Raw genomic sequence first — 14,752 nt, 5'->3', positions numbered from 1 at the left:
CTACGCATGGGCGCAGCGGTTGCAACGCTTTGTTGTGGAGGCGGGGTGATGGCGCAGACGCCGCCGGTGCCGATCGATCCGGCGAGTTGGGTTACGAACGACGATTATCCGGCCGAGGCGATGAAAAACGGAGAGTCGGGGCTGATCGCGTTCGAAACCCAGGTCGATGCCAACGGCAAGCCTATCAGTTGCCGAACGACGACCTCCAGCGGCAGCGCAAATTTGGACGCGACGACCTGTCGATTGGTGATGGCGCGCGCCTCATTTCGTCCCGCAACTGACGCGAAAAATGGTCCGGTTACGGGCAAATGGTCGATGCGCTTCCGGTGGAGCCTGCCATCGACAGTGGTCACCCCGACGCCAATCCGATCCTTTGGGCTGATCGAGCATCTGACGTTCGATGCCGAGGGCAAGATTACCGGTTGTAACGGTCGTGCGTCCGGCGAAATCGGTACCGAACTGCCGGTGTGCCTGCGCGTCGGAGATATGCTGGTCGTCAGCCAGTTTATGACCGGCCGCTACCGCAACGGGGTCGCGACGCGCACGGTGACGCAGTTGGTGGAAGGAGACCCGATGCGGCCCGACGCGCCGACGAGCGACGTGCCGCCAAACTGGACGATGGAACGTCGCTTTACGCTTCAGGCAGACGGCCGCGTGGCCGATTGTTCTCAACGGGAGTCCGGCAAGGGGATCGTACCCTGCGAAACACCTACCGGTTATGCGCCGCCATCGGACGGGCATCCGCACCGTGTAACTTTCGAAACCCGATGGGTCTTCCAGCCTGCCAAGTAACGCAGACCGGGTGGACGCCGGGCCGCCGCATCCCTATGTCTCGCCGACATGCGACCGGGCATCCTGTCGTGAAACCATAACGTCCGGACGTATCGCTTGCGTTTGCTGCTGTTCCTCTCCGCGCTGCTGACGGGCCTTACCGGCCTGCTCCCCGGCGTGGGAGTCGCCAATGCGCGGCAGGTGGCGGCGGCGCATGCCGTTGCCGGACAGATCGCGGTCGCGGTGGTCGAGGCCGTATTGCCCACCATCGCACGCCCCGTGCAGCCGCACGCACGTGATCCGCAGCCGCTGTTCCTGACGCCCGCGCCCCATGTCGCGGTCCGCGCGCGCACGCTGCGCACCCACGAATAGCGCGCACCCGCGCCTTTTCGACCTCATTCATTCTGCGCAGCCGCCGGATTTCGGTGCGGCGCGCACGCATATTCCAAGGAAATTCGCCCATGTTCGGTGGCCTCGCCAAATCGCTGTTCGGGTCGTCCAACGACCGTTACGTCAAGTCGCTCGGGTCGATCGTCGACAAGATCAACGGCTTCGAACCCACGCTGACCGCCATGTCGGACGAGGAACTCGCGGCGCAGACGCCCAAGTTTCGCGAACAGCTGGCGAACGGTGCCAAGCTCGATTCGCTGCTGCCCGAAGCCTTCGCGACCGTTCGTGAAGCCGCGCGCCGCGTGCTGGGGATGCGGCATTTCGACGTGCAGATGGTCGGCGGCATCGTGCTGCACCGGGGCGAAATTGCCGAAATGCGCACCGGTGAGGGCAAGACGCTGGTCGCGACGCTGGCCTGTTATCTGAACGCGCTGCCGGGCGACGGCGTACACGTCGTCACCGTAAACGACTATCTGGCGCGCCGCGACGCGGCACAGATGGGGCAGGTGTACGGCTTCCTGGGCCTGACCACCGGCGTGATCGTGCCGAACATCGCCGATCACCAGCGCCGCGAAGCCTATGCCGCCGACATCACCTACGGCACCAACAACGAATTCGGCTTCGATTACCTGCGCGACAACATGAAGTTCGACCGCGCGTCGATGACGCAGCGGCCGTTCAACTTCGCGATCGTCGACGAGGTCGATTCTATCCTGATCGACGAGGCACGCACCCCGCTCATCATCTCGGGTCCCACCGACGACAAGTCCGACCTGTACCGCTCGGTCGACGAGATCGTGAAGCGCCTGTCGCCCGACGATTACGAGAAGGACGAAAAGCAGAAGGCGATCGTGCTGACCGAGGACGGCACCGAAAAGATGGAACGGATGCTGGAGGATGCCGGGCTGCTGTTCGGCGCCAACCTCTATGACTTTGAAAACACGCAGGTCGTGCATCATGTGAACCAGGCGCTGCGGGCGAACATGATGTTCAAGCGCGACACCGATTACATCGTGAAGGACGGCAAGGTCGTCATCATCGACGAATTCACCGGGCGCATGATGGACGGCCGCCGCTGGTCGGATGGGCTGCACCAGGCCGCCGAGGCGAAGGAAGGGGTGACGATCGAGCCGGAGAACCAGACGCTCGCCAGCATCACCTTCCAGAATTATTTCCGCATGTACCCGAAGCTGTCGGGCATGACCGGGACGGCTGCGACCGAAGCGCCCGAGTTCTTCGACATCTACAAGATGAACGTCGTGTCGATCCCGACCAACGTGCCGGTCCGTCGCGTCGATGAGGAAGACGAATTCTACAAGACGCTGGACGACAAGTTCCGGGCGATCGCCAAGAAGATCCGCGACCATGCGTCGCAGGGGCAGCCGGTGCTGGTCGGCACCGTATCGATCGAAAAGTCGGAACTGCTGTCGGAATTCCTGACGCAGGAGGGCGTCGACCATAAGGTGCTGAACGCCCGCTACCATGAATCCGAAGCGCATATCGTGGCGCAGGCGGGGCGGCTGGGCGCGGTGACCATCGCCACCAACATGGCCGGTCGCGGCACCGACATTCAGCTGGGCGGCAATCTCGAATTCCGGATGCTCGACGAACATCCCGACATGGTCGAGGGGACGAGCGAATATGACGCCGCCGCCGCGCGCATCCGGGCGGAGATCATCGAGGAAAAGCAGAAGGTTCTGGATGCCGGCGGCCTGTTCGTGCTGGGCACCGAACGCCATGAAAGCCGCCGCATCGACAACCAGTTGCGCGGCCGGTCGGGGCGTCAGGGCGATCCGGGCCTCTCGCGCTTCTACCTCTGCCTCGACGACGATCTGCTGCGGATTTTCGGGCCGGACACGCTGTTCGCCAAGATGATGCGCAACAATATCGAGGATGGTGAGGCGATCGGCAGCAAGTGGCTGAGCCGCGCGATCGAAACTGCGCAGCGCAAGGTCGAGGCGCGCAACTATGACGTGCGCAAGCAGGTCGTCGAATATGACGACGTGATGAACGACCAGCGCAAGGTCATCTACGAACAGCGCGCCGACATCATGGACGCCGAGGCCGTCGGCGATGTCGTGGTCGACATGCGCCATGCGGTGGTCAATACCGTCGTCGGCGGCGCGGTGCCGCCCGACAGCTATCCCGAACAGTGGAATGTGGAAGGCTTGCGCGAACAGGCGCAGGAACTGCTGGGCGTCGACGCGCCGGTGGCCGAATGGATCGCGAACGAGGACGGTCTCGACGCGGAGACGCTGGAAGAGCGCATCCGCGCCGATGCCGACGCGCTGGTCGATGCCAAGTCTTCGGAACTGGATTCGGACAGCTGGACCCAGATAGAAAAGTCGATCCTGCTCCAGACGCTCGACCACCACTGGAAGGAGCATCTTGCAATGCTCGACGCGCTGCGGGCGGTCATCCACCTGCGCGCCTATGCCCAGAAGACGCCGATCAACGAATATAAGCAGGAGGCGTTCGCGCTGTTCGAACGGATGCTGGGCAGCATCCGCGAGGACGTGACCCGGACGATGGCGCACGCGAACTTCAATTTCCAGGCGCCGCCCGAACTGCCGGAACTGCCCGATTTCCTGACGATGCATATCGACCCGCTGACCGGCGAGGACGACAGCTGGGGCGGGGAGGGTACGCCGGGCCTCATCACCACCCGCGTGCCGATGCTCCAGATGGCCGCGCCGCAGCCGGACGAGGAACTGGGCAACGATCCGGCCAGCTGGGAAGGCCGCGTGAGCCGCAATGCGCCGTGCCCCTGCGGATCGGGGCGCAAGTATAAGCATTGTCATGGGGCGTTGGTGGCGTAACCGGCCCGGCGGCCAGTCGCGCGTGGAATATGCGTATCTTCGCACAGGTGGGGATTTAGGACTGGCAATGTCTATACGTTCCCCGGTCGTGCTGCGTAGGGACTGAGCTTGTCGAAGGCCCGTATCGAAGTACCTGCCACGGTCCTTCGATACGCCGCTTCGACAGGCTCAGCGGCTACTCAGGACGAACGGTTCGGGCTTCGATCATTTCGACAGAAAAAAGGCCGCCGCTCCCCAATCGGGAACGGCGGCCTTTCCGCATTCAGCCCTCAACGCCCTTTAACGGCGTGGTTCCGGCTCCATCACGCTCGGCCCGAGACTCTGGAGCACCGCGCGCGCATCGAAGGCGCGGACGTTGTTGTTGGGCTTGGGACCACGGCCCAGCACGATCTCTGCCATCGCCTCATACTTGTCGACGGTGCGAATATCGACCGAGCGGTCAAAGAACGGATCGCCCCAGAACGGGTCCCATGCGCGCCAGCCGAAAGCCGGACTGCGATAGCGCCATGCCGGACCCCAGCCGCCGAAGCCAAAGCCGCCGCCCCAGCCGCCGAAGCCACCGCCGATACCGGGCGTCGAATAGGTACGGCTGCGCAGATTGGTGTCACGATCAGCCATGATGAAATAATCATAGCCGCGCTCCAGCGTCAGCTGCGCGGCGCGGTATAGCAAATAGCGCTCGACCGTTTCACGCGACGTCAGGCTGTTGCCCGAAAAGCTGACCTGATAGCGATTCGGTTCGATCTGTTGATCGCTATAGCCGTTGCGATAGAAGCCCGAGCCGGACGCGGGCTGATACGGGGTCGGCGTGGCGCAGGCGGCGAGCGCCAGCGCCCCGACAAGGGTGGTGCCGATCGCCCGGAGGCGGGCACGCGGGGTAGAGTGCAGCAACATCAGTTTCTCCAATGCCGCCATGGCTACCGACCCATGGCGATGTTCCATTGTGTCTGGAACGATCCGCCGGGGGTTCGGGTCCGTGGCCTTGAGCCGATGGAGCGTGCCGTACACGAGATTAGCCGTTGCTGAACAGCGGTTCAGCTGCATTGTGACGAATGATGTCCGGCGGGAACGAACGGCGCCTTGAAGGATCGCAAATGTCAGATGGATTGTCCGAACGCCCGTTAGAACGACAAATCTGTTAACGGACCCCGGAAGGGAAAAATTCCCATCATTTCCGGTGGTGTCGCTGGCTCCCTGAGTAGGATTCGAACCTACGGCCGCTCGATTAACAGTCGAGAGCTCTACCGCTGAGCTATCAGGGAACAACTGCGAGGCCGCGTCTTTAACAGCGGATTCGGCCTTTGCAACGGCTAATTTCACTTTTTCGCATCAGCCCGCAAACTGTTCCATCGTTATCCGGTCGTCGAGCGCATGTTCGGGATCGAACAGCAGCGTCAGGTCGCGCACCCGATCCACCGCGATATCGACGCGTGCGACGTCGCGCACTTCGCGCTGGTCGGCGACGGCCGATACCGGGCGCTTGTCGGGTTCGAGCACGCGCAGCGTAATGCGCGCCTTGTCGGGCAGGATCGCGCCGCGCCAGCGACGCGGACGGAACGGGCTGATGGGGGTCAGCGCAAGCATCCCCGATCCCATCGGCAGGATCGGACCGTTGGCCGACAGGTTGTAGGCGGTCGACCCGGCGGGAGTCGCCGCCAGGATGCCGTCGCACACCAGTTCGGGCATCACGACCCGATCGTTCAGCGATACCTCCAGCTTCGCCGTCTGGCGGGTTTCGCGCAGCAGGGAGACTTCGTTGATCGCCGGCAGCACGCGCTGTTCGCCATCCATCGTCGTCGCGGTCATGGTCAGCGGCGACACGCGGAACGGCTTGGCGCGGCCCAGTCGCCGATCCAGCTCGTCCACCCGCCATTCGTTCATCAGGAATCCGACCGTACCGAGGTTCATGCCGAACACCGGCACGGTATTGCGCCGTTCCAGCAGCATATGCAGCACCTGCAACAGGAACCCGTCGCCGCCCAGCGCGACGATCAGGTCGGCATCCTCGACCCCGGCCCAGTCGTAGCGGGCGCGCAGCGTTTCCTCGGCCGCGCGTGCCTGCGCGGTGGGGGAGGCCAGCAGGGCAAGGCGCGTCGTCATCCGCCGGTTACACTCATATGGCGGGCGACGGCGGGCGCCGCTCCGGCTTCGATGCGGAAATCATGCGCGGCGGGCTTGCGCGGCAGTGCGGCGTCGAGCGCGGTATCGACCGCCGCGATCCCGCCTTCGCGCAGCGCGTCCTTCAGGTCGACATGGTCGTCATGGCCGAGGCACAGATACAGTTTTCCCTCGGTCGTCAGCCGTACCCGGTTGCACCCGGCGCAGAAATTGGCGGTCAGCGGCGAGATGAGGCCGAGGCGATTGCCATGTTCGCCCACCCGCCAATATCGCGCCGGGCCGCCGGTCTGGTGCGTGTCGCGGGTCAGGGTGAAGCGATCGGACAATGTGTCGAACACGCGGGTCAACGGCACGAAGCGGTCGGTGCGATCCTCGTCGATCGCGCCCAGCGGCATGGTTTCGATGAGCGACAGCTCGTGGCCTTCGCGGCCGCACCAATCGAGCATGTCGCCGACATGATCCTCGTTCAGCCCTTTCAGAACCACCATATTGATCTTGACCGCCATTCCCGCGTCGCGGGCGGCGGCGATGCCGTCCAGCACCTGCGCGACGTCGCCATGCCGCGTCACGTAGCGGAATATGTCGGGATCGAGACTGTCGAGGCTGACATTGATTCGCCGGATGCCGGCATCGGCCAGCGCGGGGGCGTGGTCGCGCAGCCGCGTGGCGTTGGTCGTCATGGTCAGCTCGGACAGGCCGTGGCCGACCATCCGGCCGAGCCGCTGACACAATTCGGTGACGCCGCGCCGCATCAGCGGTTCGCCACCCGACAACCGGATCTTGTCGATCCCGCGCGCCACGAACCGCTCGGCGATCAGTGCGATTTCCTCGAGACTCAGCAGCTTGGCACGCGGCAGGAAGGTCATCGCCTCCGCCATGCAGTATCGACAGCGCAGATCGCACCGGTCGGTCACCGAAATGCGAAGATAGCGGATGGTGCGGCCATGCGCGTCGATCAGGGAGGGTGCGCAGGACATTATGCGCAAGCTAAGATGCCCGCACGCACCATACAAGGTGTCCATTGCCGCCGCCCGTTTGTGGCCATACAGTCCGCGCCCATGGGTGGGATTTGACCGCATGGGCCGGACAGGAGGCGGCGCAGCAGCGCGCGCTGTTCGTCCTGTCGTTTCGACAGCGTGACGAGCTGGCGGCGGTCCTCTCGCGCGCCGGCTGGCGCGTGGTCGCCGCGCGCCGGGCCGACGGCCTGCGGCAACGGGTCGCGGCCAGCGGTACGGCCATCGCCATCGTCGATGCGCGCGGCGCGATCGACGAAGGGATCGCCGCCACCGCCGAACTCGCCCGCATCGCCGGGCATGGCGACGCGTTGCTGGTGCTGGTGTCGCGCGGCGATGTCGCCCGGCTGAGCGCGCTGCACGATGCCGGGGCGACGCATATCCTGGTAAGTCCGATCGGCGGCGAAGTGTTGTTGCAGGCGGTTCGATCGGCCGAGCGCCATGTCGTGCGGATGGGCGGTGGCTGGCATGATCCGACGGCCGGGGCGGGGGCGCCGCTCGGCTGGCGGCACGATGCGGAACGCGGCGCGCTGCAACTGACGCCGGCACTGGCGGAGGCCACCGGCTTTGCGGAAACCGGCGATCCGCGTGCACTGTTGCGGGCGTTGGGACCGGACGGGCGGCGCATCGCGCTGACCGCGATCCGGCGGCTGACCGATCGCCTGCCCGCCACGGCCTTTGCCCACGACCTGCCGGGGCTGGGGCGGGTGGTGCAGCATGTCGCGCGCGATCCGCATAGCGGTCGGCTGCACGCGCTGATCGAACCGCTGGCCCGTGTCGGCGACATCGGCGCGGTCGTGCGCGAGGCGCTGGGATCGGTGCGGGACCATGCCGGGGCGGAGCGCTGGCTGAGCCGCCGGATCGAAGGCGGCGAGCGGCCGGGCATCCGGGTGCTGGCGGTCGGCGGGGTCGATCCGGTCAATCGGCAGCACGGGCGCGTGGTCGGCGACGCGCTGCTGCGCGCGGTCGAACGGCGGATCGAACAGGCGGTGCGCGATGCCGGGGTCGCTCGCGCGGCGCTGGCGCGGCTGGGCGGGACCGAGTTCGCGGTGCTGCTGCCGCATGGCAATGACGAAGGGTTGGAAGAGGCGTTGAAGCAGGCGCTGGCGCGGCCGTTCGTCGCGGGGAGCACGATGGTGTCGCTGGGGCTGCGGCAGGCGTGTGGCGTGGCCAGGGCGGGGGAAACGGGTGAGGAACTGATCCGCCGGATACAGGGCGAACTGCCCGGTGCGCGGTCGGATGACCCGCAGGGGCCGTTGGCGGCGGACAGTGCCGAACGCCTGGCGGGCGAAGTCCACCGCGCGATCGACCGGGGGGAAATCACCATCCGTTTCCAGCCGCAGGTCGACGTGCTGGCCGGGCGGATCGTCGGGGTCGAGGCGCTGGCGCGGTGGGACCATCCCGAACGCGGCGAACTGGGCGCGGAACTGCTGTTCGCCGCCGCCGCGCACGCACGTCTTGCCGGCATCCTGTCGGCGCATGTCCAGCATCTGGCGATGCGCATCGCCGCACGCTGGGAAGCGCCGCTATCGCGCCTGCGCCTGTCGATCAACGTGACGGCGGAAGATGTGGCGCAGCCCGACTTCGCCGAAACGCTGCTGGCGGCCGCCGCCGACAGCGGGTTTCCGCGTGACCGGTTGACTGTGGAGATCACCGAAAGCGGGCTGATCGCCGAACTGGGGGAGGCGGCCGGATTGCTCGCGACGCTGCGTGCCGCCGGGTGCCGCGTCGCGATCGACGATTTCGGCACCGGCTATTCCAGCCTTGCCTATCTCAAGGCGCTGCCGCTCGACTATCTTAAGCTCGACCGGCGGCTGACGCAGGATATCGTCGGGTCGCACCGCGACCGGGTGGTGGTGCGCGGTGTGATCGACATGGCGCGCTCGCTCGACCTGACGATCATCGCCGAGGGGGTGGAAACGGTCGAACAACGCGATGCGCTGGCGACCGAGGGGTGTCAGCTCTATCAGGGGTTCCTGTGTGCCGAGCCGCTGACCGTGCCCGCACTGGCGGCGTTGCTGGGGTAGGGAAACGTGCTTTTCGTCATTCCCGCGCAGGCGGGGATCCATATGCGCAGCGGCAGCGATCCTTTCACAAACCATGGCGTCTATGGATTCCCGCCTTCGCGGGAATGACGGAGTATGATGTGCTGATAGCCTCTCAATAGCGCGCGATCGACAGATCCCCGGTCTCGATCGCCGCGCGCCGTCCCGACATCAGGTCGGCGATCACCGCCGCCGATCCGCATGCCATTGTCCATCCCAGCGTGCCGTGCCCGGTGTTCAGGAACAGGTTGCCGAACTTCGTGGCACCCACGACCGGCGTGCTGTCGGGCGTCATCGGCCGCAGGCCGCTCCAATAGCTTGCCCGCGACACGTCGCCCGCGCCGGGGAACAGGCTGCCCAGCGAATATTCCAGCGTCGCACGCCGTGCTTCGGGCAGGTCGTTGTTGAAGCCCGAAATCTCCGCCATGCCGCCCACGCGGATGCGGTCGCCCAGCCGGGTGATCGCGACCTTGTAGCTTTCGTCGAGCAGCGTCGACACCGGCGCGCGCGCTTCGTCGACGATCGGCACGGTGATCGAATAGCCCTTGACCGGATAGACCGGCAGTTTGAGCCCCAGCGGGCGGACCAGCTTCGGCGAAAAGCTGCCCATCGCGACCAGATAGGCATCGCCGCTGACGGTGCCGTTTTCCGTTTCCACGCCGATGATGCGGTCGCCCTGCCGCACCAGCCGGCGGATGGTGGTGCCCATGCGAAACTCGACACCCGCCGCCGCCATCTCGGCCAGCCGGTTGGTGAACTTGAAACAGTCGCCCGTTTCGTCGCCCGGCAGGCGCAGGCCACCGGCCAACGGCTCGTTGCTGCCCGCCAGCCCCGGTTCGGCCGTGATGCAGCCCGCACGGTCCAGCACCTCATAGGCCACGCCATCGGCCTTCAGCACGGCGATGTCCTTGTCGATGCCGGCCAGCTGCTTTTCCTCGCGGAACAGCTGCAACGTGCCCTGTGTGCGTTCGTCATAGGTGATGCCGGTTGCGGCGCGCAGCTCGATCAGCTTGTCGCGGCTATATTCGGCTAGCCGTACCATCCGGCCCTTGTTCACCGCATAGTCGCGCGCATTGCAGTTGCCGAGCATCGCGACCAGCCAGCGCAGCATCGCCAGATCGAGCTGCGGACGCAGGATCAGCGGGGCATGTTGCATGAACAGCCACTTCATCGCCTTGGCCGGGATGCCCGGCGCCGCCCAGGGGGAGGCATAGCCCGGCGAGATTTCGCCCGCATTGGCGAAGCTGGTTTCCAGTGCCGGCCCCGCCTGTCGGTCGATCACCACGACTTCATGCCCCGCCTGGCGCAGATACCATGCGGAGGTGACACCGATCACCCCCGCGCCCAGGATCACGATCCGCATGTTGCGTCCCCTTGTTCGCGCAAGCCGACGATCCGCCGGGCATGGCGGTGGCGCAGACTGGTCAGGATTTCATAGGCGATGGTGCCGGCGTCTGCCGCGACCTGATCGATCGTCTGGTGCGGACCAATCAGTTCGGCATGGCTGGCCGCGACCAGCAGGTCGATCGGGACGTCGGTGACGTCGATGCAGATGCTGTCCATCGACACCCGTCCGGCGATGGGCGCGCGGACGCCGGCGACATAGGCCGCGCCCCGGTTGCTGAGCATTCGCGGCCAGCCATCGGCATAGCCATAGGACAGGGTTGCGATCCGCCGGTCGTGATCGGTCACCGACGTCAGGCCGTAGCCGACGCCGGTCCCGGCGGGCACGTCGCGCCACTGTACGATCCGGGCGTCGATCGCGATCACCGGGCGCATCGGATTGGGCCGGCCCTCCTGCGGCGCACCGCCGTACAGCGCGATGCCGGGCCGCACGAGATCGCCATGAAACCCGCCGCCCAGGAATGAACCGCCCGAATTGGCCAGCGACCGCGCGGCGGGCAGCAGCATCGCCGCCAGTTCGTCGAACCGTGCCCGCTGCGCGCCGTTCGCGGCCGAGCCGGGTTCGTCGCCGCAGGCCAGATGACTCATGGTCAGCACGACATCGATGCCGGCCAACTGCCCCGGATCGGCGGCGATTGCCGCCATTTCGCCCGGGGTCAGGCCCAGCCGCGACATGCCGCTGTCGACCTGGATCGCCGCTGGCAACCGCCGCCCGTCGATCCGCCCCGCCGCCGCCCAGCGGGCAATGTCCGCCGGGCAGTTCAGCACCGGCACCGCATCGGCAGCGATCAACGCCGCTTCCTCCCCAGGCGCGATCCCGTTCAGCACGAACAGCCGCGCATCGGCGGGCAGGGTGGGGCGCAATGCGCTGGCTTCGCCGGCCAGCGCGACGAAGAAATCGCGGCAACCGGCGCGGTACAGCGCGTCGGCGACGATCGCCGCGCCCAATCCATAGCCATCGGCCTTGACCACGCCCGCCGCCCGCGCCGGGGCGGCGGTCGCTACGATCGTCCGGTAATTGGCGGCCAATGCGTTCAGGTCGATCGTCAGCAATGCCATCGGTCCAGTCTCTCCGAACAACAGGGTAGCGCCGAATCTATCGCAGGTTTTACGATTGTGTCGCACCTCCTGCCATAATAGCGTCGTGACGCAACGAAATGCGGTCTGGACGCAACGAAGATGAATCTCGACGCCATCGACCGCAAATTGCTCAATCTGCTGCGGCTCGACGCCCGCCGGCCGAACAATGCGCTGGCGGCGGAGGTCGGGCTATCGCCATCGGCCTGTCTGCGCCGCATCCGCCTGTTGGAGGATGCCGGGATCATTCGTGGCTATACCGTCATTACCCGCGCCGATCCGGCCGATCACGGCGCGACCGTCATCGTGCAGGTGACGCTGGAGCGGCAGACGGAAGAGTATCTCTCCCGCTTTGAAGCCGCGGTGCGCCGCCATGCGGAGATTCAGGAATGCTGGCTGATGACCGGCCAGTCGGACTATTGGCTGCGCGTCGCGGTCGAATCGGCAGCCGCGTATGAGGCGCTGCACACCGACATCCTGTCGCGCCTGCCCGGCGTCACCCGCATCAATTCCAGCTTCGCGATGCGGAACGCGCTGATGCCGCGCCGCCGGGGATAGGCCCGACATCCAGCCGAAGCCGACGGCGACCCTATCGCAGCGTCGCCAGCTTTTCCGCCGTCCGCACCTCGTGCGCGACCACCGCACCGCTCAGCCGGTCGATCAGCCGCAACAGGCCGCCGCTGCGCACTGCGCTGTCGCCCGGCATCACTTCGCTGCCCCATTCGCGGGCCAGCGCCTCGATCTGGCCGGTGCGATCGAGCGTCATCGACCGGAATGGCAGCTGCGTTGCGGGCGAGGCGAAGCGCGCGCCGGCATCCTCGACGGCCGGATCGACCAGGATCGCGCCCGCCACCTGCTGCACGTAGTGCGACGGCGACAGTCGCGCCCACCACGCCGCCGCGCGGCATCCGGCGCCATGCGCCAACAGGATCACCTGCCGGTCGGCATCGCCGACGAACCGGTCGATCCGCGCGCCCAGCATGTTGCGATCGGTCGGCGTTTCCCGCCCCAGCGGCAGCAACGTCGCACGCAGTCGCTCGATCACGTCCTGCAATGCGGGCGGGGGGGCGCCGTCGGACAGGGCAAGGATCGAATAGCGGGCAGTGGTAACGGCAACCATCGTGTCGTCTCCCATTCAGCGCGTGGCAAAGCAGAAGCTATCATGCACAGGCCCGTACGCAATGGCGGAAACGTCCGGCGGCGGCGAAGCGATCCGCAAATGCTACCGGCCGCGCGGTGCGCTCCGCCCGACACCGGTTTTTAATCATTCCGACGCATAGCGGTGCCCGGAGAGGACCAGACGGCATGACGGCAACTACCGAAATCCTGGCCGCGAGCGATCCTCGCTGGCATGGCCTGCTGTCGGGCGCGATCCGGCCGACCTACAAGTGTCTGGCGTTGCGCATCCTGATGATCCGCCTGACCCACGCCTATGTCCGGCCCGACGCCGATCGAACGGCGTTGGTCGAGGAACTGCGCACCTTTTTCCACGATAATCTGCGGTTCGCGCGCGACGATTTCGCCGCCATCGTTCAAGGGAAAGCGTAATGACCGGCCCGAACCCGCATCAGGCCGACCGGTCGTTGTACAACGTGGCGGAAGTCGCCGCCATGCTTGCCAAGGGCGACACGCTGATCCTGGCGGCCGAGGAACCGTTGCTGGCCGCGTTGCCGCGCGGCAACTGGATCGGCGGCACCAGCCCTTATTTCATGACGGCCGAAGCGGGCGGTACGTGCGACCGCGACCGCATCTTCGTCCAGCGGATGCCCGATATCGCGTCGGTCGCCTGGGTCGGGATGCTGGACCGTGCGGCGCTGCCCGACATGGCTACGCTCGGCCCGGACAATGGCTATACCATCGTGCTGATTCCGGGGCAGAGCGACGTGCACCGTGACTTCGCGTTGGGCGGGCTGGACTGGCAGGACATGTTCCGCCGGCCGGTGGTCGGCTGGGTCACCGGCGTCGCCGGAGATGCCGCCGCGACCGACCGGCCGAAAGTATTCGATGGTCGCACCGGGCGCAGTGCCGACGATGCGGCGGTCGTGCTGCACGTCGCGCTGCCCGACGACGCCTTTGCCCGGGTCGACATCGTCAATCTGTTCGTGCCGGACATGGATGGGCCGGTGCTGACCTTTGCCGACGATACCGGCTTCAGTATCGAATGGGTGGTGGTCGACGGTGTTCGCACCCGCATGGTGGATCATATCGCCGCCCGTGGCATCGACACGCGCCTGCCGCTGGTCGCCGATTACAATGGCGCGATGATTAATGTCGCGACTGCGGCGATCGATGCGGCATCGGGGCAGATCAGCTTCTTCGCCCCCGTTCACAGCGGCATCGAATATCGCTTCGCCCGCCCGATCGCGGATTATCCGGAGCAGTTCGCGGCACAGCTTGGCAGCCCCCGCGGCGAGGTCGCGTTCAGCTGCAACTGCATCTTGAACTATCTTTATGCCGGGCTGGAGGGGCGGACGCTGGGCAGCATGGCCGGGCCGGTCACCTTTGGCGAGATCGCCTATATGCTGCTTACCCAGACGATGGTCTATCTGGTGATCGAACGCGACTGATCGGCGCTATAGCGGCAGCGCGGTGGTCGCTTTCACCTCTTCCAGCACCGCATAGGTTCGCGTTTCGCGCACGCCGGGCACTGTCGTCAGCGTTCGGCCAAGGAACGCGCGATACGCGTTCATATCGGCCATGCGAACCTTCAACAGATAGTCAAAGCCGCCCGCAACCATATGACATTCCAGTACTTCCGGCAGGTCGCGGACGTGGTTGGCAAAGGCAGTGAAGACGTCGTCGGTGGTGCGGTCCAGCAGTACCTCGATGAACACCAGCAGCGACCGGTCGAGCATGGCCGGGTCGAGCAGCGCGGCATAGCCCCGGATCACGCCGCTTTCGCGCAAGCGCCGCACCCGTTCGAAACAGGCGGCGGGTGAGATGCCACATTGCGCGGCCAGCGCCTGGTTGGTGATCCGGCCATCGGCCTGTAGCACGCGCAGCAGTTTCCGGTCTGTCTGGTCCATGATCGTCTCTCTGGCACGGTATGTTCGACGCCATCTACCGCCATGTGTCATCCCGGCGAAGAGGTATTCGTTCGCTGAATCTGTCGAAT

14 protein-coding genes and 1 tRNA gene are annotated in these 14,752 nt (G+C 66.0%); 7 read left to right on the top strand and 8 right to left on the bottom strand.

Features of this window, described 5'->3' with window-relative positions; all coding sequences use genetic code 11:
- Positions 1 to 48 precede the first annotated feature (48 nt).
- From ASE83_RS15690 to secA, 3 genes are all read left to right on the top strand, one after another.
- On the top strand, positions 49 to 792 hold the full coding sequence (locus ASE83_RS15690) for an energy transducer TonB (protein ID WP_055792355.1): 744 nt from the start codon (positions 49 to 51) through the stop codon (positions 790 to 792).
- Positions 793 to 888: 96 nt separating this feature from the next.
- A complete protein-coding gene (locus ASE83_RS15685; RefSeq protein ID WP_156353248.1) occupies positions 889 to 1,143 on the top strand; it encodes a hypothetical protein in 255 nt (84 codons plus the stop codon).
- A gap of 89 nt (positions 1,144 to 1,232) precedes the next feature.
- A complete protein-coding gene (gene secA / locus ASE83_RS15680) occupies positions 1,233 to 3,980 on the top strand; it encodes a preprotein translocase subunit SecA (protein ID WP_055792350.1) in 2,748 nt (915 codons plus the stop codon).
- Positions 3,981 to 4,259: 279 nt separating this feature from the next.
- Here secA and ASE83_RS15675 read toward each other — a convergent pair whose 3' ends face one another.
- From ASE83_RS15675 to moaA, 4 genes are all read right to left on the bottom strand, one after another.
- On the bottom strand, positions 4,260 to 4,895 hold the full coding sequence (locus ASE83_RS15675; RefSeq protein ID WP_235515995.1) for a CC0125/CC1285 family lipoprotein: 636 nt from the start codon (positions 4,893 to 4,895) through the stop codon (positions 4,260 to 4,262).
- A 272-nt stretch (positions 4,896 to 5,167) separates the two neighbouring features.
- Positions 5,168 to 5,242: transfer RNA gene (locus tag ASE83_RS15670), tRNA-Asn, on the bottom strand.
- Between the two features lie 67 nt (positions 5,243 to 5,309).
- Entirely contained in the window at positions 5,310 to 6,080 is a 771-nt protein-coding gene (locus tag ASE83_RS15665) for an NAD kinase (RefSeq protein ID WP_055792347.1), read from the bottom strand.
- The gene (gene moaA, locus ASE83_RS15660) at positions 6,077 to 7,075 is read right to left on the bottom strand and encodes a GTP 3',8-cyclase MoaA (protein WP_055792342.1); all 999 of its coding nucleotides are present in this window, start codon (positions 7,073 to 7,075) and stop codon (positions 6,077 to 6,079) included. Before moaA ends, ASE83_RS15665 begins: the two co-directional genes overlap by 4 nt.
- 92 nt (positions 7,076 to 7,167) lie before the next feature.
- Between moaA and ASE83_RS15655 the strand changes: the two genes are divergently transcribed.
- Positions 7,168 to 9,138 carry an EAL domain-containing protein gene (locus ASE83_RS15655; RefSeq protein ID WP_235513290.1) on the top strand — a complete coding sequence of 657 codons (1,971 nt, stop codon included), beginning with the start codon at positions 7,168 to 7,170 and terminating at the stop codon, positions 9,136 to 9,138.
- A 133-nt stretch (positions 9,139 to 9,271) separates the two neighbouring features.
- Here ASE83_RS15655 and ASE83_RS15650 read toward each other — a convergent pair whose 3' ends face one another.
- Both ASE83_RS15650 and alr read right to left on the bottom strand, forming a co-directional pair.
- A complete protein-coding gene (locus tag ASE83_RS15650) occupies positions 9,272 to 10,519 on the bottom strand; it encodes a D-amino acid dehydrogenase (protein WP_055792339.1) in 1,248 nt (415 codons plus the stop codon).
- A complete protein-coding gene (gene alr / locus ASE83_RS15645; protein ID WP_055792336.1) occupies positions 10,507 to 11,619 on the bottom strand; it encodes an alanine racemase in 1,113 nt (370 codons plus the stop codon). Before alr ends, ASE83_RS15650 begins: the two co-directional genes overlap by 13 nt.
- A gap of 120 nt (positions 11,620 to 11,739) precedes the next feature.
- Between alr and ASE83_RS15640 the strand changes: the two genes are divergently transcribed.
- Positions 11,740 to 12,195, top strand: coding sequence for an Lrp/AsnC family transcriptional regulator (locus tag ASE83_RS15640; protein WP_055792331.1), 456 nt, complete (start codon positions 11,740 to 11,742; stop codon positions 12,193 to 12,195).
- Between the two features lie 31 nt (positions 12,196 to 12,226).
- Here ASE83_RS15640 and ASE83_RS15635 read toward each other — a convergent pair whose 3' ends face one another.
- Complete coding sequence (locus ASE83_RS15635) at positions 12,227 to 12,757, bottom strand: alpha/beta hydrolase (RefSeq protein WP_162236631.1); 531 nt, start codon at positions 12,755 to 12,757, stop codon at positions 12,227 to 12,229.
- Between the two features lie 185 nt (positions 12,758 to 12,942).
- Between ASE83_RS15635 and ASE83_RS15630 the strand changes: the two genes are divergently transcribed.
- Together ASE83_RS15630 and ASE83_RS15625 are read left to right on the top strand one after the other, a co-directional pair.
- Positions 12,943 to 13,185, top strand: a complete 243-nt coding sequence (locus tag ASE83_RS15630) for a hypothetical protein (protein WP_055792324.1) — start codon at positions 12,943 to 12,945, stop codon at positions 13,183 to 13,185.
- Complete coding sequence (locus tag ASE83_RS15625) at positions 13,185 to 14,204, top strand: DUF6976 family protein (protein WP_055792321.1); 1,020 nt, start codon at positions 13,185 to 13,187, stop codon at positions 14,202 to 14,204. Before ASE83_RS15630 ends, ASE83_RS15625 begins: the two co-directional genes overlap by 1 nt.
- 6 nt (positions 14,205 to 14,210) lie before the next feature.
- On the opposite strand, the gene ASE83_RS15620 is transcribed toward ASE83_RS15625, so the two are convergent.
- Positions 14,211 to 14,663: an Lrp/AsnC ligand binding domain-containing protein gene (locus tag ASE83_RS15620; protein ID WP_055792316.1), complete on the bottom strand. Its 453-nt coding sequence runs from the start codon at positions 14,661 to 14,663 to the stop codon at positions 14,211 to 14,213.
- Positions 14,664 to 14,752 lie beyond the last annotated feature (89 nt).

This window comes from Sphingomonas sp. Leaf32, from assembly GCF_001421765.1.
In the GTDB taxonomy this organism is placed as follows: domain Bacteria; phylum Pseudomonadota; class Alphaproteobacteria; order Sphingomonadales; family Sphingomonadaceae; genus Sphingomonas.
The sequence above is the reverse complement of the archived record's forward strand: the minus strand, read 5'-3'. Positions and strand labels throughout refer to the sequence as shown.